We start from the raw sequence: 19,085 nt of genomic DNA, 5'->3' as shown, positions 1-19,085 counted from the left end.
TCGCCCGCGAAGCTGTCGGCGATACCGATCAGCAACACGTCGCTGTCTTTACTGTAGACCGCGTTGAGGCCGACAGCGAAGCGATCGGTCTCTCCCGAACCTTGCAGCGCGGGCGGCAGGTAGCCGATCCGTGCCGCGTACAGGAAGTCGTCGTTGTCGTTCGTGTTCGCTTCGAGGAAGCGATTGCCGTTGAAGAGCCCGACGCTGTAGGTCCACGACCCGGAGCCCAATTCTCCGCCGGCCTGCAAGCCGATCTGCCGGCCGGGGGCCAGCGCGATCACGGCACGGGAGCGGGGCACCGGGTCGACTCCGCAGGCATCTCTGAAGCACGCCTCTGCAAAACCCGGGCTGATCGGCTGCAGTCGGCGGAGCAGTTCCCAGGCGGGCTGCTGGGAAACCAGCAGATATGTGTTTTCGGGTGCCAGGCGGATCTGGTGGGCGCTGTGGCAGAGGCTGGCGCACAAGCGCATGCAGATCAGGTCGAAGAGCACCGCCAGTTCGCTTTCCGTCAAAGCAAGGACGCGGTGGTAGCCGGCGGCCACCTGGACGGCAGCAGCCAGGGGATCCATTTTGCCCATGAGGGCATAGGCGCAGGCAATGGCCAGTTCATTGACCGTGTGCGTATGAACCATGTCGCCAAAATCGATGAGTCCGGTGACCCGATTGCCCCAACGTCCGTCGGGCGATGCCAGCACGTTGTAGTCGTTGCCGTCGCTGTGGATCACGCTGGTTCGCAGCCCGGCCAGTTTGGGTGTCGTGACGGCGCGATAGTGGTCAAGCCGGCGCTGCACCAGGTCCTGTTTTTCAGCATCATCGATGTCGTCCAGCAGCGACGGCACCACTTCACCGCAGCGGGCCAGGTCCCAGTGAAACTCCCTGTGGGTGGCCGGGTGCGCGAAGTCCATGAGCACCTGGTCGAGGCGGCCCAAAAACGAACCGAGACTGAAGAGCAGGTCTTTGTCGTGGGGATTAACCCTGGCCATGGGCCTGCCCGGCAGGTAAGTGAGCAGACGTACGAAATGGCTGGCCCCATCCTGCCCGGGTATCGAGACGATCTCTTCGCCGCCGGGCGCGCAGCAGACCCGAGGACAGGGGGCGAATCCGTCGAACAGGGCGGCACCTTTTTCGGCTACATGGGTCATGGCCATGTTCTGGAGTTCCAGCACCTCGCGGGTCTCGGCGGCATTGGCGATCTTGAGCACGAACCGACCGCCCTTTTCGTCCTGCAACCGGAAATTCTGGTCCCGTTCGCTGGGCAGCCGGTCGACCGAGGCGGTGAAATGGAAAAGCTCCCTGGCTAGTGCGGCGGCCCGCTGTTCGCTGAATCGTGGGGCATGTCTCACCAGATTGGACATGGGCTTTTATCTTTCTCCATCTTACCGGAATATGAATCCGTTTTTCAGCGGGTCCACCGGATCCATGAGGAATTCGTTGCGCCCGGTGATCCAGGCATTGCCGGTCACTTCCGGGATCACGGCGTCGTAGGGACCAAATGGGGTGGTTTCAACCACCCGGCCGCTAAATCGGCTTCCCAGAATGCTCTCGATGACGATGGGTTGGTTCATGCCGATCTCCCCGCGGGCGTAGTGCAGTGCCAGCCTGGCGCTCACGCCGGTACCGGTGGGCGATCGGTCCACCTCCCCCTCGGCAAAGATGCACACGTTGCTGGAGTGGGCCCCCTGGCTGTGGGGAGGGCCAATGATGATCGTGCCGTAGAGAAAGCTCAGGTCGGCTTCGAACGGGTGGGTGATCGGAAAGGCGGCCATGACGGCCCGCTTGACCGCCATGCCCTTGTCGATCAGGGCATTGAAGTCCCCGGGCGTGGTGGCCACACGCAGTTCTTCGGCATTGACGAAGGCGTAGAAGGCCCCGCCGTAAGCGATGTCAACCTGGACGGGCCCCAGGCCGGGAACCTCGACCATTCGATCCCTGACCAGTACGAAAGCGGGCACATTGTGAAAGGAAACGCGCTGGACCCGCCCGTTTTCAATGCGGGCGTGGGCGGTCACCAGGCCGGCCGGGGCGTCGATGCGCACGGTGGTTACCGGCTCAATGGCCTCGATCATGCCCGTCTCGACGGCCACGGTGGTCACCGCGATGATACCGTGGCCGCACATCGAGCTGTATCCCGCGTTGTGCATAAACAGGACGCCGAAGTCCGCCCCGGGCGACACCGGCGGCGTGACGATGCAGCCGTACATGTCGGCATGCCCCCGGGGCTCCCACATCAGTGCCGTGCGCAGGTGGTCCAGGCGGTTGGTCATGTATCGCCGGCGTTCAAGGATGGTGTCGCCCTCCAACTCGGGCAGGCCGCCGGTGATGATGCGGAAAGGTTCACCGCCGGTGTGGGCGTCGATGGTGGTGATTCGCTGCCAGCCGCCCGGCGGCGTCCAGTTTCTCATCTTTTCGAGCATGGATAAGTTCATGGTCTCTGGTCTCTGGTCTGTGGTCTGTGGTCTGTGGTTAACCATAAACCAGCAACCAGAGACCACAGACCCCGATTTTATGACATCTGGATGACCGTACCCAACCCCTTTTCCTCCGCCGCTTTGAGCACCGCACCCGCGGTCACCGCGTCCTGCACCGCCAGGCCAACGGATTTGAAGAAAGTGATTTCTTCATCGTTTTGCCGGCCGGGCTGCTCGCCATTGATAATCTCGCCGATCTCCGCGTCGATCGTCGCCTTGGCGATGATGATATCCCCGGCCTCGGCCATGGCCGCGTCCCTCTGGTCCACCACCACCCGCGCCCGGCGGATGGTATTCGCATCGATCTCCTGCATCTGGGGGGTAAAGGAACCCACACCGGTCACATGGGTGCCCGGTTTCAGATCGTCGCCATCAAACAACGGCGTCGTTGTCGTTGTGGCGGCCAGCACGATGTCCGCCTGGGCCACGGCTGACCGCGGGGATTCCGCCAAGGTGACCGCCGGTGGATCGGTCCAGCCGGATATGTCGTCAGCCAGTCGTCGGGCCGCAGATTCGAAGGGATCGACAATCCAGACCCGCTCGATCTTGCGAACGGCCATGGCAGCCTGGAGCTGGGAGCGGGCCTGGACACCGGCACCGAAAAGGGCCACGGTCCGTGCATCCGTCCGAGCAAGATAGCGCGCAGCCACGCCGCCTGCCGCACCGGTGCGCAACGCCGTCAGACTGTCCCCCTCCATCAATGCCAGTGGCATGCCGGTCTGAGGATCCAGGGCCAGCACCGTGGCCGCCACCGTCGGCAGACCCAGCTTGGGGTTGTCCGCATAGACGGAGACGATCTTGACTGCAAAATCGCCGCTGTCGTGGAGATGGGCGGGCATGACCAGGGTCACCCCTTTTTTTGTGTGGAACCGGGAGCGCAGGGGCATGGTGGCTTTGCCGGTGGACAGCTGGGCATAGGCCCGCTCTACCCCATCGATGGCCTCGGTCATGGAAATCGACGAGCGAATATCGGTTGCCGTGAGAACACGAATCTGCATGGTCAAAGCATCTCCTGCTGTTTTTTGGTTGGATTGGAATTAGCAGCATTGAACTCGGACAAAATGGTTTTAGCCGTCAATCTTCCACGGTATGCTGTTCTGTTTAACCGTTGGACCCTGAACGCTGAACCCCAGTTCTGTCACGTAATGATGTTTTTCAATTCATCCCGGATGGCGTATAAGTGCTGGGCCATCCATCGGGCAGCGGCCTCGCCGTCACCTGATGCAATGGCTTCCACAACCCGGGCGGCTGTTCGGATGGAGATCTCGCGATAGGCCGGCGGCAACAAAACCGTTTTCAGGGCATTGTGGTGGGCCACGACTTTATCCAGCACCAGCTTGGTCAACTCACTCATCACCACGTTGCCGGAGGCCTCGGCTACCGCCGCATGAAAACAGATGTCGGCATCGAGGAAAATGGCGTAATCCGCTTCCGTTCCGCTCACCTTTTCCATGGCTGCCTTCAGGTTCCGGATCTGCGCATCATCGGCCCGTTCAGCCGCCAAGGCGGCAGATCGGCACTCCAGCAGCTCCCGCGCTTCCATCAGGTCAAAGATAGAGCCGGCGGAGAATGCCGCAGAGAGCTTCTCGATGCCCGGATCGGATGTGGGAAGCACATCCTTGATAAAGGTCCCTTTGCCCTGCAGCGGCTCCAGGTAACCCATCACGACCAGGGCGTTGATGGCTTCTCGAACCGATGACCGCCCCACCCCGAGCATCTGGGCCAGCTCGCGCTGGGCGGGAAGTCGGGTGCCGGGCCCCAGCTCACCGCCGGTAATCTTTTCGACGATCTGTTCGGCGACCATGTCGCGTGCGGAACTTTTGCGGATGGTTTCGAAGGTCATCTTTACATCGCCTCATGCCCGGTGCGCCGGATAATCTCATCCTGCAGGTCTTCCGTCAAATCCACGAAATAATCGCTGTATCCAGCCACCCGGACAATCAGGTCGCGGTAGTCGTCCGGGTATAACTTGGCTCGCTTGAGGGTCTCGCCGTCGACCACGTTGAACTGAATGTGGTGCCCGTCCATGCGAAAATAGGTGCGCACCAACTGCGCCAGCTTGGCGATGCCCGTCTCGTCAGCCAGGACCTGGGGCAGAAACTTCTGGTTGAGCAGGGTGCCGCCGGTGCGGATATGGTCTATTTTTGCAGCCGACCGGGTCACCGCCGTGGGGCCGTTGCGGTCCGCCCCCTGCACCGGTGAAATCCCCTCGGACAGGGGAATGCCGGATTGGCGGCCGTCGGGCAGGGCGCCGATGACGCTGCCGAAATAGACATGGCAGGTGGTGGGCAGCAGATTGACCCGATGAACGCCGCCGCGGGTATTGGGCCGGCCGTCGACCTCGTCGTAGTAGGCCTCGAAGACCATCTGCATGATCTCGTCGGCCGCGTCATCGTCGTTGCCGTACTTGGGGGTATCGTCCAGCAGCTGCCGCCTGAACTCATCGTGTCCTTCATAATTTTCAGAGAGTATTTTGATAAAACCATCCAGGGTGATCGTTTTGCGGTCGTACACATGGACCTTGAGGGCCGTCAGGGCATCGGTGATGGAACCCAGTCCGACCCCCTGGATGTAGGAGGTGTTGTAGCGGGCGCCGCCGGCATTGTAGTCCCGCCCGGCTTCGATGCAGTCGTCGATGAGCAGGGAGAGAAAGGGCGCCGGCATGTGGCGGGCATTGATCTGCTCGATGATGTTGTTGCCGCGAATCTTGATGTCGATGAAATGCCTGAGTTGGCGGGTCCAGGCCTCAAACAGATCCTCAAAACGCTTGAAGTCGGACGCCTGGCCGGTGGCCGGTCCCAGCTGTTTGCCGGTGCGCGGATCGACGCCGTTGTTCAAGGTGAGTTCAAGCAACTTGGGCAGGTTGAAATAACCGGTCAGAAAATAGGCCTCGCGGCCAAAGGCGCCGGCCTCGACGCAGCCGCTGGCTCCGCCCTCTCGGGCATCCTGCACTGTTTTGCCCTGGCGCACCAGTTCCTGGACGATGGCGTCGGTGTTGAAGATGGAGGGTTGGCCGAACCCGGTTCTCACGATCTTCAGTGCGCGGCGGATGAATCGATCCGGATTTTTCTTGCTCAGCTGCACCATGGACGAGGGCTGGAGCAGGCGCATCTCCTCGATCACGTCAAGGATCAGGTAGCTCAGTTCGTTGACCGCGTTGCTGCCGTCGGCCTTCACCCCGCCGACGTTGATCAGGGCAAAATCCACATAGGTGTTGCTCTCTTTGGCGGTGACCCCGGTCTTGGGCGGCGCCGGGTGGTTGTTGAACTTGACCCAGAAGGCGCACAGCAGTTCCTTGGCCCGCTCCCTGGTCAACCGGCCTTCGGCGAGGTCTTTTTCGTAAAACGGGTAGAGATGCTGGTCCAGCCGCCCGGGGTTAAAGGCGTCCCAGGGGTTGAGTTCAGTAATGACCCCCACATGGACAAACCAGTATGTCTGGAGAGCCTCCCAGAAAGTTTGCGGGGCATGGGCCGGCACCCGCCTGCAAATGGCGGCCATCTGCATCAATTCGGCTTTACGATCCACACCCGACGTCGATTCGGCCATCCGCAGCAGCGCATCGGCATGGCGGTTGGCAAAGACGATCATTCCGTCAGCGGTCAGAGCCATGGCCTCCAGCTGGCCTTTTTTATCCATCGCATCAAGGTCGTTGAAAAAATCCAGGCGAGCTATCGCTTCGCGTATCTCCACCTTTAATTCCAGCAACCCTTTTTGGTAAATTTTATTCCCGCAGGCGGTGTGTCCGGGCGAGCGCTGTTCTTGAAACTCGGTAAAAATACCGGCCTCATAGGCCTTTTTCCAGGCTTCAGGCAAGTGGGTGAAAAGTTTTTCCCGGATGGCGTGTCCCCGCCAGAAGGGAATGATCTCCTCTCGATAAACCTGCCGAACCGATTCATCCACACGGAAGGCGACCTTCTCACGACTGCCGATAATATCCAGATCCGCTTGCGAGTGGACGCACACCTCCGGGTAGGTGGGCGTGGCTTTGGGCACCGGGCCGCGTTCCCCCACGATCAGCTCGTCGGACCCGATGTAAATCTTTTTTTTCTCCATGATGGTGGCAAAAGCCATGGCCCGCTGCACCGGTATGGGTGAGGTCCGGCCGACGCCGCTTTTATAAAAGTCGGTCAGCAGCCGGGCCCGCTCGTCCGACAGGCTGGGTATGGCCGCAAGGCTCCGGGTTCTCAACCGGTCGATACGTTCATTCATGATCATCCTCCAATCGATGCGATCAATCCGGCGGATTCGAAACTGCGTTGGATTGCCGCCACCCGTTCCGGAGACGGGGGAGATATCCCCGCCGTGTTATCCTTCATCCCCAATCGCCGGTACTTTTCAATCCCGATCCGGTGGAACGGCAGCAGGTCCACCCCTTGTAACGTCTTTAGGCTGCCCGCGAACCGGACGATCTCTGCGATGTTGTCGTCGCCGTCGGTGATACCGGGTATCAAGGGGACCCGGATGCGAACCGGCGTTCGGTGGTCATCGATCCGCTTCAGGTTGTCGAGGACGGTCCGGTTGGACGCCCCGGTATATCGCCGATGCTGCTTCTCATCCATGATCTTGAGGTCGAAGAGCACCAGCTGCAGCCGGGGGAGGATCGGGTCGAGGACGGCCGACGGTGCATAACCGCTGGTGTCCAGTGCGGCGTGGATTTCCAGATGATTGCAGGCCACCAGCATCGCTTCCAGAAATTCAGGCTGAGCCAGCGGTTCACCACCGGAGAAGGTGACGCCGCCTCCGGATTCATCGTAGAACAGCACATCCTTTTCGATCTCTTTGATCAGATCATTCACCCCGATGACAGCACCCACCGTCTCGCGGATTTCTCCGGACGACGTGCGGCGCGACATCGTCTGGGGCCGTGGATCAAGCCCCTCGGGGTTATGGCACCATCGGCACGACAACGGACATCCTTTGAAAAAAACCGTGGTACGGATTCCGGGGCCGTCGTGAAGCGCGTATCTCTTGATCCTGAATAAGGTGCCTTCGATCATGTCACCTCATAATCTTTTGGGATCGCCAATTGTTGTCACCACCCATGCCTTCCCCATATAACAGGGACACGCCAAAGGCAACAGGATTTCAGGTCTTCAGACCACCTGATCGGTTCACGTCCCGATCTCCGGAGTTAAAGTCTGGATCGTGGGCGTGAAACACGCGCCAATGACCACTAGTGGCTGCCTCATGAAACCCGATACCGCGCCTTTCCTCAAAATTGAAATACCGCAGCAATTGGGTTGACTATCTCTTTTTCATTGTCATTCTAATGACCTGCCCATTGACTTTGGATAAGTTGTCCCTTAGCTTGACAGCATGTATGGTATGACCACGCAGTCATTTACGCCCCCGGCGAATTGTATATTTTGCACGACAGGCTTAACTTCACGATTCCTTGTGAATAGACCCGGCGGTCTCGACCGCGCTTCTTTAAATTTGAGACAAGTGCCCATGGAGGTGTGAATGGCCAAACGAAAAGGAAAACCGGTAAGCTTCGATGCGATGGTCAAATTTTTTATGCACAATTACAACATCCCCACGAAGCGAGACATCGAGAGCCTCAACGACCGGCTTGACCGGCTCGAGAAACTGATTAGAGCGATGGCCCCGCGATCCAGGCGGTCATCGGCAAAGCGCAATGACACGCCCCCAGCGAACGCCACGGAAACCGTCCTGGACCTGATCAGACGAAGTAATAACGGCATCGGCATCGCGGATGTCCGGGAGCAGACCGGCTACGACGACAAAAAACTGCGCAACATTATTTTCCGATTGAACAAAATTGAAAAAATCATGCGGGTCAGCCGCGGCACCTACAAAGCGGTGGAGTAGACATCCCCGCACCGGCAACCCGAAATCAAGCAAGCGGCACTGGAGATCTTCATGACGACGAAAACAGATGGAAACCATCCCGAGATCGCTACCGGGGACCGGCTGGGTGGATACGCGGTTAACAAGGTAACCTATCTCACGGACATCCAGTCCTGGCTCTACCAGATGGAACATCAAGGCACCGGCGCCCGGCATATCCACATCAGCAATGCGGATCGGGAAAACACCTTTGGCGTGGCCTTCAAGACCGTTCCGACGAATTCCACCGGCGTGGCACATATATTGGAGCATACCGTTCTGTGCGGTTCCGAACGGTTTCCGGTGCGCGACCCCTTCTTCTCCATGCTCAAGCGCAGCCTGTCCACCTTCATGAATGCCTTCACCGCCTCGGATTGGACCATGTATCCCTTCGCCACCCAGAACCGCAAAGACTACTACAACCTCATGAGTGTCTATCTGGACGCGGCCTTTTTCCCCATCCTCGACGAACTGAGTTTCAAGCAGGAGGGGCACCGGCTGGATGTCACCGGAATAGGGAAAGATGCTCGGCTGGTGTACAAAGGCGTGGTGTACAACGAGATGAAGGGCGCCATGTCGTCGCCGGATCAGGTCATGGTCCGCTCTCTGCTCAACGCCCTGTATCCAGATACGACATACAGCAACAACTCCGGCGGCGAACCCGCTGTCATACCATCGCTGACCCATGAACAGCTCAAAGCGTTTCATGCCCGGCACTACCACCCGAGCAACGCCTTTTTCTACACCTACGGCAATCTGTCCCTGAAGGACCACCTGGCCTTTATCGAGGAGCGGGTGCTGAGCCGGTTTTCGCGCATCGATCCAAAAACGGACGTTCCCGCCCAGCCCCGGTGGACGGCGCCGAAGACCGCGGCCTATCACTACCCGCTGGATCGCAGCGAGGATCCTGCAAAAAAATACCAGGCCTGCGTGGCATGGCTGCTGGCCGATATCAAGGACACCTTCGAGGTATTGGTCGCCGCGGTGATCGAACAGGTGCTCATCGGCAATGCGGCTTCGCCGCTGCGCAAGGCGTTGATGGACAGCCAGTTGGGTACGGCCCTTTCCGATGGCACCGGCTACGATGCGGAAAACCGCGACACCATGTTCTCGGTGGGCCTGAAAGATGTCTCCGAATCCGACGCGGAAAAGATCGAAGCCATCGTCTTCGACGTTCTAAAACGCTTGGCCGACAGCGGCATCGACAGGGAACTGGTGGAATCGGCCATCCACCAGATCGAATTTCATCGCAAAGAGGTCACCAACACCCCCTACCCATATGGTATCAAGTTGCTGATCGGTGTTGCGGCCAGCTGGCTGCACGGCGGCGATCCGGAACGAATGCTCCAGTTGGATGCCGATTTCGACCGCCTCCGACAGTCGTTGGCCAACGGCCGGTTCTTGGAGGATAAAATCCGGCATGATTTTCTGGACAATCCCCACCGGGTCCGTTTCACCTTGGTCCCTGACCAGCAGATGGCCGAACGCGAAAACCGGCGCGTAGAGAAGGAACTGGCCGACGTTCTCGCCAGATTGAACGAAGCCGACCTGGCAGCTATCCGCGCCGATGCGTCAGCCCTGGAGAAGCTGCAGGAAACCCAGGAAAACCTTGAAAGCCTGCCTACCCTGCAGCGCGAGGACATTCCCCCTGCCGTGGTGCGCATCGACCCGGCGCCGGGGGTCCTTCAACCGCCGGTATGGGCCTATGACCAGTCCACATCCGGCATTTTCTATTGTTCGGGAGGCCTGGGGGCTGGTGGTATCGACCGCCTGCTGCTGCCGCTGGTGCCGTTTTTCTGCTATGCCGCATCCAAAATGGGTACAACCGATTGCGGCTACACAAAAATGGCCCGTCGCATGGATCGGTATACCGGTGGCATCGGGTTCTCTGCCAACGCCCGCACACGGTTTGACGACAACGGCGACTGTCTGCCTTTCGTCTCATTTTCCGGTAAATGCCTGAATCGCAACCAGGACCGGATGTTCGAAATCCTTCACGAATTGACATCCCGGGTGGATTTTACCGACCACACGCGGCTACGCCAACTGGTCCTCGAGTACCGGGCGGGCCTTGAAGCGGCAGTGGTCCACAACGGCCATCGACTGGCCATATCCCTGGCTTCGCGCAACTTTACCCCCGCCAATCACTTACAGGAGATCTGGGGGGGCATCCACCAGCTACACACCGTCAAGCAGGTGGCAACAGACACGGCTGACGGCGGCATGCAGCGTCTGACCGCCAGCCTGCAAGCTATCGGCCAGACGCTATTTCACCGCAATAATGTGAAAATGGCCCTGATCGGGGAGAAGGCGATGCTGGCCAAGGCGGCAGATCCCGTGAACACCTTGACCCGTGCGCTGGCAGCTGGCGGGACAGATGGCTTTGCACCGCCACAGCTGAACGTGGCGACAGGACGTCCCATGGAAGGATGGAGCACCTCCACGGCCGTTTCTTTCGTGGCCCAGACATTCCAAACCGTTCGGCTGGACCATGCGGACAGCCCCGCCCTGTCTGTGATCGCCAAAATGCTGCGTTCCATGTACCTGCATCGAGAGATCCGAGAAAAGGGCGGCGCCTACGGCGGATTCGCCCTGTATAACGCCGAAGACGGGCTGTTCAGCTTCGCCTCCTACCGGGATCCCCATATCGTGGGGACCCTGAAGGTTTACGATGGGGCTGCCGAATTCATCCGCATGGGAAAATTTTCCGAAGAGGACGTGAAAGAGGCCATTCTGCAGGTCTGCTCGGAAATCGATAAACCCGATCCGCCGGGCCCGGCTGCCCGCAAAGCCTTCTATCGCCGGATCATTGGGTTGTCCGACGAGACTCGCATGCGCAACAAGGAAAACCTGCTGAAACTGACCCGCAAGGCGGTGGTGGACGCTGCCGACCGATATTTTTATTTTGGCAACGACCATGCCAACAAGGCGGTCGCCGTCATTTCCAACCGCGAATTGCTCGAAACCGCCAACACAAAGATGGGGGGACAGGTACTTTCCCTTCATGCCGTGTAGTCTAGATGGGCCGCCGGCCGATGCCGGCGGCCGGTTTTTTATCGTCCGTATCGGAAGCCCACATCGTTTTCCCTTTCGAATATCGTCAATTTGCCGATAATGAATATGGAATCAGCACGATCCGGATGCCGGGTCGTTGCTCAACCTTAATTGCCGGGAGCATCTTTTTTTGGCCAGAGCCTCCAGTTCAACTGATCAGTCCGTCTTCAGCGATCGGACACCGCTTTACAACAGCGGCATCATCGGCAACTACATCAACTATCTGGAATCCCACCGCCAGGATGTCGACACCGATGAGCTGTTGCGCTGCAGCGGACTCACCCGGTTCGACATCAATGATGAGGGACATTTTTTAAGCCAGGCGCAAATCAACCGATTTCACCGCTGTCTGGACGAAGCGCTAAACGACCCGAAGATTGCCTACAAGGTCGGTCTGCACGCGTTGCGTATGAAATCAACGGGAACAATCAAGCAGTATGGTCTCCAGTTCATCACACCCGCGACCATGTACAAGGCCGTCGACCGAATCTACCCCAAATGGTCGAAGGGGCACTCTAGCAAAACCATCATCACCGGCAAAAATCGAGCGGAGGTGACGGTTTCCGTCCGTCAGGATGTCCGGGAAGAACCATTCCAGTGCGAAAACCGTCGGGGAATTTTCGAAGCCGTCGGGGCGATCTTTACCGATCAAGCATCCCAGGTGGCCCATCCACGATGCATGCATCGCGGGGATGACAGCTGCCAATACCTGATTACCTGGCGGGAAAAGGTTTCCACCGTCTGGAAACGGATGGGCACCTATGCCGGAACGATGGCCGCCGCCGTTGCCGCCGCGACGTTTTTTTACTTACCCGCTACCTCCTGGATCATCGGCACGCTGGCCATGGGAATGGTGGTCCTCTCTATTTTTCTGGCTGGCAGCCGAATGGAAATAAAAGAGCTGGCTGGCATGCTCAAAGAACAGGGCGATAGTGGCGGACAGCTCATGGAAGAGATTGAAAATCGCTACCAGAACGCCAAGCTGGTTCAGGAAATCGGCCTGGCCGGGGCTGACGTCCTGGAGGAGAAAACCTTCCTCGACACCGTTTTGGAATCCATGTCGCGAAACTTGGATTTCACCCGGGGAATGATCGCCCTGTGCGACGATGGGTGCAACCGGCTCAGTCACGCCGCTAGCTATGGCTTTTCCCATGCAGATGGACAGTACCTCGACCGGATGAATGTCGACATCGATCTCGACAACACGTCCGACAGGTTCATTCAATCATTGAAAAACGGCCAACCGGTCTACTTGAACGATATTCAGGGAGAAATCGAGGGCATGGCCGCTAACAGCATCAACTTGATAGCGCACCTCAACGTCGACGCCCTGATCAGCGTCCCCCTGATTCATAAGAAAGAACCTTTAGGTTTGCTGTTGGTGGACAGCAAGGGTGCAAAAAGAGATCTCACCACCAGCGATGTGCACCTGCTCATGGGCATCGCCTCACAGGTGGCCGCAGGCATCGTCAATGCCCGGTCCTTTGCACGTTTGCAAGATAGCGAGCAGCGCTATCGCCTGCTGGCGGAAAACGCAACGGACGTCATATGGATTCTCGATGTTGAGACATTAAAAATGAAGTATGTCAGTCCGTCTGTCGAAAAAACCCAAGGCTACACACCCGATGAGATGGCCGGCCTGTCCATTGACCAATATCTGACACCGGAGTCCTTTCAGGGGACTGTCGCCGCCTTGGGCGAAGCCATGGAGCGGGCGGCGGCAGGAGAAATCGATCCGACAAACTATTCCATGACCTTGGAGCTGGATGAGTATCACAAAAATGGCACCATCATTCCCATTGAGATCACCGCCGGTTTCATTTTGGATGAGAACGACAAACCCGACGCCATTCTGGGCATTTCACGGGACCTGTCCGAACGTAAAAAGGCCGATAACGAACGAACCGCCATCGAAAACAAGCTGCAGCGGTCAAAAAAGATGGAAAGCCTCGGGACCATGGTCGGCTCCATCGCCCATAATTTCAACAACCTGTTGATGGTCGTCCTGGGCAATCTGGAGATTGCCAAAACGGATCTACCCCCAGCGTCAACCGCTGCCCGCAATATTCAACGGGCGGCCAACGCTTCCCAGCGGGCGGCGGACCTTAGCAGTATGATGCTGACCTATGTGGGCCAGCTGAAAAAGGAGAGCATCCCGGTGGACCTGTCCCAAATGGTAACAGCGGTATTGGAAAACCTCGACGAATCCAAGATGGCCAATGTGAACCTGGAGCTGAAATTGACCGACCCCATGCCACTGGTGGCCGCTGACGCCGACCAGATGCGACAGATGATCTCCGGATTTATCACCAACGCCATCGAGGCGCTGGGAAAGGACGAGGGCCGGGTTCGAATCTCCACTGGGTCTATGCAGTGCGACCAAGCTTACCTGGCCACCACCTATCTGAAAGAAGAATTGGCCGAAGGTATGTACGCCTATGTGGAGGTGGCTGACACGGGACGTGGCATGGATGCGGAAACGATGGGCAAGGTCTTCGACCCTTTTTTCTCTACCAAGTTAACCGGCCGTGGACTTGGCATGGCGGCGGTGATGGGCATCATCCGATCCCATGACGGCGCCATAAAGGTCAGCAGTGTAAAGAATGAGGGCTCGGTGTTCACGGCACTGTTTCCCATACAGGGAATCTCTCTGCGAAGGGCAGCGCTCGATAGCACGGATACCGAAGGCGGGGCTGAGCGGGGCACCGTATTGATAGTGGATGACGACGAGATGGTCATGGACATCGGCAATCAGTTCCTCAAACGGATGGGCTACACCGTACGGACGGCATCGAGCGGTCAGAAAGCCCTGGATATCGTAAAACAAGCGCCGGATCGCATCGACTGCCTGCTGCTGGATTTCACTATGCCCGGCATGGATGGGCTGGAGACCATGCAACAGGTCAAGAAGATCAGGCCCGATGCCAGAATCATCATTACCAGCGGGTATACCCGGCAGCAGATCGAAGAACGGTTCGCCCATGTGGGTCCGCCGGATGATTTTATCCAGAAACCCTTCGAGATGAAGACCCTTCAGGAAAAGCTCCACCGCGTCATGTCTACCCCCGCACAAACCTCATCGGTCCATGGCCATTCCACGTCCACGGCACGTGGCGTCGATTAAAAAAGTGACACCTTGACGCAAGGGCCAAAACGTCCTATTCACAATAGCGTCCCCTTCGGCACGACGGCCGCTTACTTTAGGCCAATTCATTGAGGATCACATGCCCTTGTCAATGCCCTGCGCCAAAGCCGTCGCCCCGTAGTCGCGCGGTTCGATTTCATCAACCTTGAGGAGAATTCCATCAATGGGAAATGAGATGTCACGACTCCAGTTGCTCGGTGAAACCATGACACAACACGGCACCCAAATGGCGCTGGCACTGGCAATACTGATCATAGGCCTCCTGGCCGCCAGGTGGATCCACAGCCGGTTGAGTCAAGAAATACGGAAGCGGTATCCCAAAAACAAGCTCGCCCTGCTGATGTGCAATCTACTCTACACCATCATTGTCGTTATCGTGATAATGGGCACAGCGGTGGAGTTCGGCGCCAAGCCTGTCAACATGCTTCGTCTGCTGACCATCATTGCACTGATTGTTTCCGGTGTGGTGATCTTTCTGCGGCCTTTCATCCCTACGCTGCCCTTTAAAGTCGGCAATACGGTCAAGGCAGGCAACCTGCTGGGCAAAGTAGAGGCCATCACCTTTCTCAATACACGAATGAGAACATTTGACGGAAAAACATTTTTCGTTCCCAACCGCCAGATACTCGACGACATCGTCATCAATTATCACTTCACCCAGACCCGCCGCGTGAAGATTGACGTGAGCATCCGCTACGACCAGGACCTGCTCAAAGCCAAGCGGGTGCTTGAAGCGGTGATGACTGAAGATCCCCGGGTGAATACCAAGCCGGGTCCCATGGTCTATGTGCTCAACCTGGCCGGCAGTTCGGTGGACCTGGGAGGACGCTGCTGGGTCGACAACAAGGACTACTGGGTCGCCCGCTGCGACCTGCTGGAAAAAGCCAAGCTGCGCTTTGACAGCGAGGGCATCCAATTCGCCTTCCCACAGCTGGATCTTCACATCAATCATGACGGTTATCGGGCTGGAGGATCGGGTTGTCCGGCACCGGAGGGCTTGAAAGGTCTCGGCACTCGCCAAGCGGCAGATGAGGAAACTATCTGACTGGGGGATCCAATGAAAATAGCCGATGGATTGAAACTGATCGAAGACGGGTGGATCCGAAAACCCAAGGGGTTCCGGGTCAAGTTCCACATGCAGACCGAAGCGGGGGTCGAAGCGGGTCTCTCGCCACCCCCCGAGGCTGCTCCGCTGAGCTCGGATGTCACCGCTTGGCGCTATGCCTGGAAGCTGTGGCAGGCCACGCGGGTGGCTGCGGAGACAGGGGCGCCTGGCGCCCTTTACAACATCACCGTGGTCGACGATCAGGATCACCCGTTCCGATTCTACGGCACCGGTGAATGCGAGACTTACAACCCGAAACGAATCGATAATGGCGGCAACGCAGCCGGCGAAGACAATGAAACCTGACGCAAGGCCGCTGAAGGCATCCATCCTGCTGACAGGCGCCATCCTTTTCGGATGCGCAGGACAAGCGACCTTGGATATCGGCCTCAATGAGGGACGTCTATCCCCTTGTCCCAGCACGCACAACTGCGTGGTCAGCCAGGGGGGTGACGAGCGCCACCACATCGATCCCATTGCCTATGACGGACCAAAGAACGGCGCTGTGGAAACCATCAAGCAGGTGGTTCAGGGGATGGCCGGCACCCGCATCGTGAACCAGACCGACCATTACCTTCACGTGGAATTCCGGTCCAAAATGATGGGGTTTGTAGACGATGTGGAATTTTTTTTCCCGAACACCGCCATCATCCATATGCGATCCGCCTCCCGGGTGGGCTATTCTGATTTTGGCGCCAATCGAAAACGATTGGAAAAAATAAGGCAACTGTTTAAAAGCGGCAGTTGAAGGATGGCCAAGCATGAAAATGGTGTTGGCGACGATAATTGTGCCGTGGATCGTGCTGGCGTTCGTGAGCCCGGCAGCCGCCGGTGAAGTCTACACATGGACGGACGCGGACGGCAACATCCACATCACCGACCGTCCGCCTGAAGACAGCGTGCAGGTTGATAGCGTCATCCGTTATTCCCAACCGGCTGAAACGGCTGCGTCGCCCGACCGGGCACCGCAGCCCGATAGCCTGGCGATGCAAGCGGCTGACCAGCTGAATAAACAGCTCAAGCGGCTCAGAGAACGTAAAACGCAGCTTGAGAAGATCATCGTGGAAAATCAGGCCAGCATTGCTGCAGCGGAAAAGGATGCCGCCTATTTTCGGAAACGGAGCGGATCCTATGCGCGCAGAAACGAAACGTCCGTCGAACGGCAGCTGGTTGTGCTGAATAACAATCTGACCACCTACCAGAGCGATCTACGCTATGTGGAAGAGGATATCGCGGATATCGATAAGCGTCTCGAAACCATTGAGTCGCAAATCAGAATGCCGGGTGGCGAATCGGGCGCATCCGCACCGTATAACTGACCGTTCTGCCGATTCGGACTGCCATCGCCACGGCCGATCCAACACAATTGTGGGTGGGCCAACAAAAAGGGAGACGGCGCTTAAACCATCTCCCTGTATTGGTGCATCATCAACGCGGCCGAGGCTTCACGCCAGGGCAGCCTGATTGACCATGGATTCCCTGAGGATGCCTTCCGCCGCCCTTTGATTGTCGAAAACGTAGGTCCCGTCTAACAGGTCGTTGCGGATCTGGGAAACCAGCGCGTCACGCACGTCGGGCACGGCGGCCATGGCCCGCTGGGCATCGGCAATGGACTGCCCCCGACCGCTTAGCGCCACGCGGTCCTGTTGGGGCGTCGACGCTGCGGTATTTTCGGACTTGACCATGACCATGTTTTTCCCCTGCGCTCGCGCGCCATGGTAAACATTGAGTTTGGATTGAATATGACTACCTTTAATTTCCATTTTCGCGACTCCTTATTGACCGTTGGTAAACACATTATCGGCCACTTTACCAAAAAACAATAGGTTTTTTACCAAGCATCGTTCAACCAATTGATATTTTTTACTATTCAAACCTAAAGGTGATTGACATGACCGATATTCCTCAACTCACACTTGCCCGAGATCCCCACGAAAACGAATTCATCCAGGCCGTCAGCGACGTGATGACAAGCGTTAGACCGGTGTTGGAAAAAACTCCTGAATACCGCCACCACAGCATCGTAGAACGGATCGTGGAACCCGAACGCGTCATCACCTTTCGCGTACCCTGGATTGACGACATGGGCCAGGTCAGGGTCAACCGGGGGTTTCGGGTGGAGATGAACAGCGCCATCGGCCCGTACAAAGGCGGACTGCGGTTTCACCCGTCGGTCAACCAGAGCATTTTAAAATTTTTAGCCTTCGAGCATGTCTTCAAGAATGCACTGACCACCCTTCCCTTGGGCGGCGGCGCGGGTGGGACGGACTTTGATCCCAAGGGCAAGTCGGACGGTGAAGTAATGCGCTTCTGCCAGAGCTTTATGGCCGAGCTGTTCCGGCATATCGGTGCCAATACGGATGTACCCGAAGGGGATATCGGTGTGGGTTCACGCGAGATCGGCTACCTGTTCGGCATGTACCGCAAATTGAAAAATAAATTCACCGGTGTGTTGACCGGCAAGGGGCTGGGCTGGGGCGGCAGTCTGATCCGGCCTGAAGCGGCCGGGTTCGGTTGCGTCTATTTCGCCGCCCAGATGCTGGCCACCCGCAATGACGCCCTCTCGGGAAAAACCTGCCTGGTTTCCGGATCCGGCAATGTGGCTCAGGCCACCACCCGCAAATTGATCGAGATGGGGGCCAAGGTGGTCACCCTGTCCGATTCATCGGGTCACATCTATGATGAAGCTGGAATCGATGCGGAAAAACTGGCGTTTGTAAGCCGCCTGAAAAATATACGACGGGGCAGACTCAGCGAATATGCCGATCAATATCCCCACGCGGTCTACGCACCGGCGGCCCCTGGACAGGCGTCGAATCCCCTGTGGCGACACCGCGCCCAGTGCGTCTTTCCCTGCGCCACCCAGAATGAAATCAGAAAAGCGGACGCCTACCATCTGATCAACAACAATGTCAAACTGGTCTGCGAAGGCGCCAGCATGCCATGCACCGCCGATGCCCGGTATATTTTCATAGACAAGGGGATCCTCTACGCGCCCAGCAAGGCGGCCAATGCCGGTGGTGTGGCCGTCTCCGGCCTGGAACTGACCCAGAACAGCATCCGCTTGACCTGGCTGGGTGAAGAAGTGGACAACCGGCTCAAGATCATCATGAAAGGATTACACGACACCTGTCTGGCCGCCGCCGACGCATACGGCAGTCCCGGGAACTATCTCGTGGGCGCCAACATTGCCGGTTTCATCAAGGTGGCCGACAGCATGCTGGACCAGGGGATTATTTAGCCGGCAACACCCCTTTCTTTTGCCCAAACTGCGATACACTTTTCTCAAAGAATGTCGATTGGTTACGATCACATATGGGAGACCATCGCTTGCTGGTTTCAAAAGATGAAACCCATTGGGTTTGCCGATCTCACTCCATCTTCGGCGTTGGCTATCGCCGCGCATCGTCCACTATAGCGCGACGACATCTGCCTTGAATCTGCGGCAAGCTAGACCATCGCT

15 protein-coding genes are annotated in these 19,085 nt (G+C 57.8%); 8 read left to right on the top strand and 7 right to left on the bottom strand.

The annotated features are described in order from the left end of the window. The 6 genes from ABYV26_RS06035 to ABYV26_RS06010 form a co-directional block, all read right to left on the bottom strand. Nucleotides 1-1,355, bottom strand: a 1,355-nt coding sequence (locus ABYV26_RS06035) for a phosphotransferase (RefSeq protein ID WP_372679135.1), incomplete at its 3' end; no start/stop codon positions are given. 21 nt (nt 1,356-1,376) lie between these two features. Further along, on the bottom strand, nt 1,377-2,426 hold the full coding sequence (locus ABYV26_RS06030) for a proline racemase family protein (protein ID WP_372679133.1): 1,050 nt from the start codon (nt 2,424-2,426) through the stop codon (nt 1,377-1,379). Nucleotides 2,427-2,503: 77 nt separating this feature from the next. Then, complete coding sequence (locus tag ABYV26_RS06025) at nt 2,504-3,466, bottom strand: ornithine cyclodeaminase family protein (protein WP_372679131.1); 963 nt, start codon at nt 3,464-3,466, stop codon at nt 2,504-2,506. A gap of 140 nt (nt 3,467-3,606) precedes the next feature. Further along, nucleotides 3,607-4,311 carry a FadR/GntR family transcriptional regulator gene (locus tag ABYV26_RS06020; protein ID WP_372679129.1) on the bottom strand — a complete coding sequence of 235 codons (705 nt, stop codon included), beginning with the start codon at nt 4,309-4,311 and terminating at the stop codon, nt 3,607-3,609. Nucleotides 4,312-4,313: 2 nt separating this feature from the next. Further along, nucleotides 4,314-6,677 (bottom strand): trans-4-hydroxy-L-proline dehydratase, encoded by a 2,364-nt coding sequence (hypD, locus tag ABYV26_RS06015; RefSeq protein ID WP_372679127.1) that lies wholly within the window; start codon nt 6,675-6,677, stop codon nt 4,314-4,316. Nucleotides 6,678-6,679: 2 nt separating this feature from the next. Then, complete coding sequence (locus tag ABYV26_RS06010; RefSeq protein ID WP_372679125.1) at nt 6,680-7,465, bottom strand: glycyl-radical enzyme activating protein; 786 nt, start codon at nt 7,463-7,465, stop codon at nt 6,680-6,682. Nucleotides 7,466-7,931: 466 nt separating this feature from the next. Between ABYV26_RS06010 and ABYV26_RS06005 the strand changes: the two genes are divergently transcribed. The 7 genes from ABYV26_RS06005 (at nt 7,932) to ABYV26_RS05975 (ending at nt 16,941) form a co-directional block, all read left to right on the top strand. Beyond that, nucleotides 7,932-8,300, top strand: coding sequence for a hypothetical protein (locus ABYV26_RS06005; RefSeq protein ID WP_372679123.1), 369 nt, complete (start codon nt 7,932-7,934; stop codon nt 8,298-8,300). Between the two features lie 51 nt (nt 8,301-8,351). Further along, the gene (locus ABYV26_RS06000) at nt 8,352-11,333 is read left to right on the top strand and encodes an insulinase family protein (protein WP_372679121.1); all 2,982 of its coding nucleotides are present in this window, start codon (nt 8,352-8,354) and stop codon (nt 11,331-11,333) included. Nucleotides 11,334-11,469: 136 nt separating this feature from the next. After that, nucleotides 11,470-14,496, top strand: coding sequence for a response regulator (locus tag ABYV26_RS05995; RefSeq protein ID WP_372679119.1), 3,027 nt, complete (start codon nt 11,470-11,472; stop codon nt 14,494-14,496). Between the two features lie 184 nt (nt 14,497-14,680). After that, entirely contained in the window at nt 14,681-15,562 is an 882-nt protein-coding gene (locus ABYV26_RS05990) for a mechanosensitive ion channel family protein (protein ID WP_372679117.1), read from the top strand. A gap of 12 nt (nt 15,563-15,574) precedes the next feature. Continuing rightward, nucleotides 15,575-15,928, top strand: a complete 354-nt coding sequence (locus tag ABYV26_RS05985) for a hypothetical protein (protein WP_372679115.1) — start codon at nt 15,575-15,577, stop codon at nt 15,926-15,928. Continuing rightward, nucleotides 15,918-16,370 carry a DUF1499 domain-containing protein gene (locus ABYV26_RS05980; RefSeq protein ID WP_372679113.1) on the top strand — a complete coding sequence of 151 codons (453 nt, stop codon included), beginning with the start codon at nt 15,918-15,920 and terminating at the stop codon, nt 16,368-16,370. The genes ABYV26_RS05985 and ABYV26_RS05980 overlap by 11 nt, the downstream gene beginning before the upstream one ends. Nucleotides 16,371-16,383: 13 nt before the next feature. Next, nucleotides 16,384-16,941, top strand: coding sequence for a DUF4124 domain-containing protein (locus ABYV26_RS05975; protein WP_372679111.1), 558 nt, complete (start codon nt 16,384-16,386; stop codon nt 16,939-16,941). 126 nt (nt 16,942-17,067) lie between these two features. Here the strand turns inward: ABYV26_RS05975 and flgM are convergent, their stop codons facing one another. Beyond that, a complete protein-coding gene (gene flgM, locus ABYV26_RS05970) occupies nt 17,068-17,385 on the bottom strand; it encodes a flagellar biosynthesis anti-sigma factor FlgM (protein WP_372679110.1) in 318 nt (105 codons plus the stop codon). Between the two features lie 128 nt (nt 17,386-17,513). Here flgM and gdhA point away from each other — a divergent pair, with 128 nt between their 5' ends. Further along, the gene (gdhA, locus tag ABYV26_RS05965) at nt 17,514-18,863 is read left to right on the top strand and encodes an NADP-specific glutamate dehydrogenase (RefSeq protein ID WP_372679108.1); all 1,350 of its coding nucleotides are present in this window, start codon (nt 17,514-17,516) and stop codon (nt 18,861-18,863) included. Nucleotides 18,864-19,085 lie beyond the last annotated feature (222 nt).

It is taken from the genome of Desulfosarcina sp. (genome assembly GCF_041551955.1).
GTDB lineage: Bacteria > Desulfobacterota > Desulfobacteria > Desulfobacterales > Desulfosarcinaceae > Desulfosarcina.
Note: the sequence above shows the minus strand (reverse complement) of the source record. Positions and strands in the feature narration are given on the sequence as shown.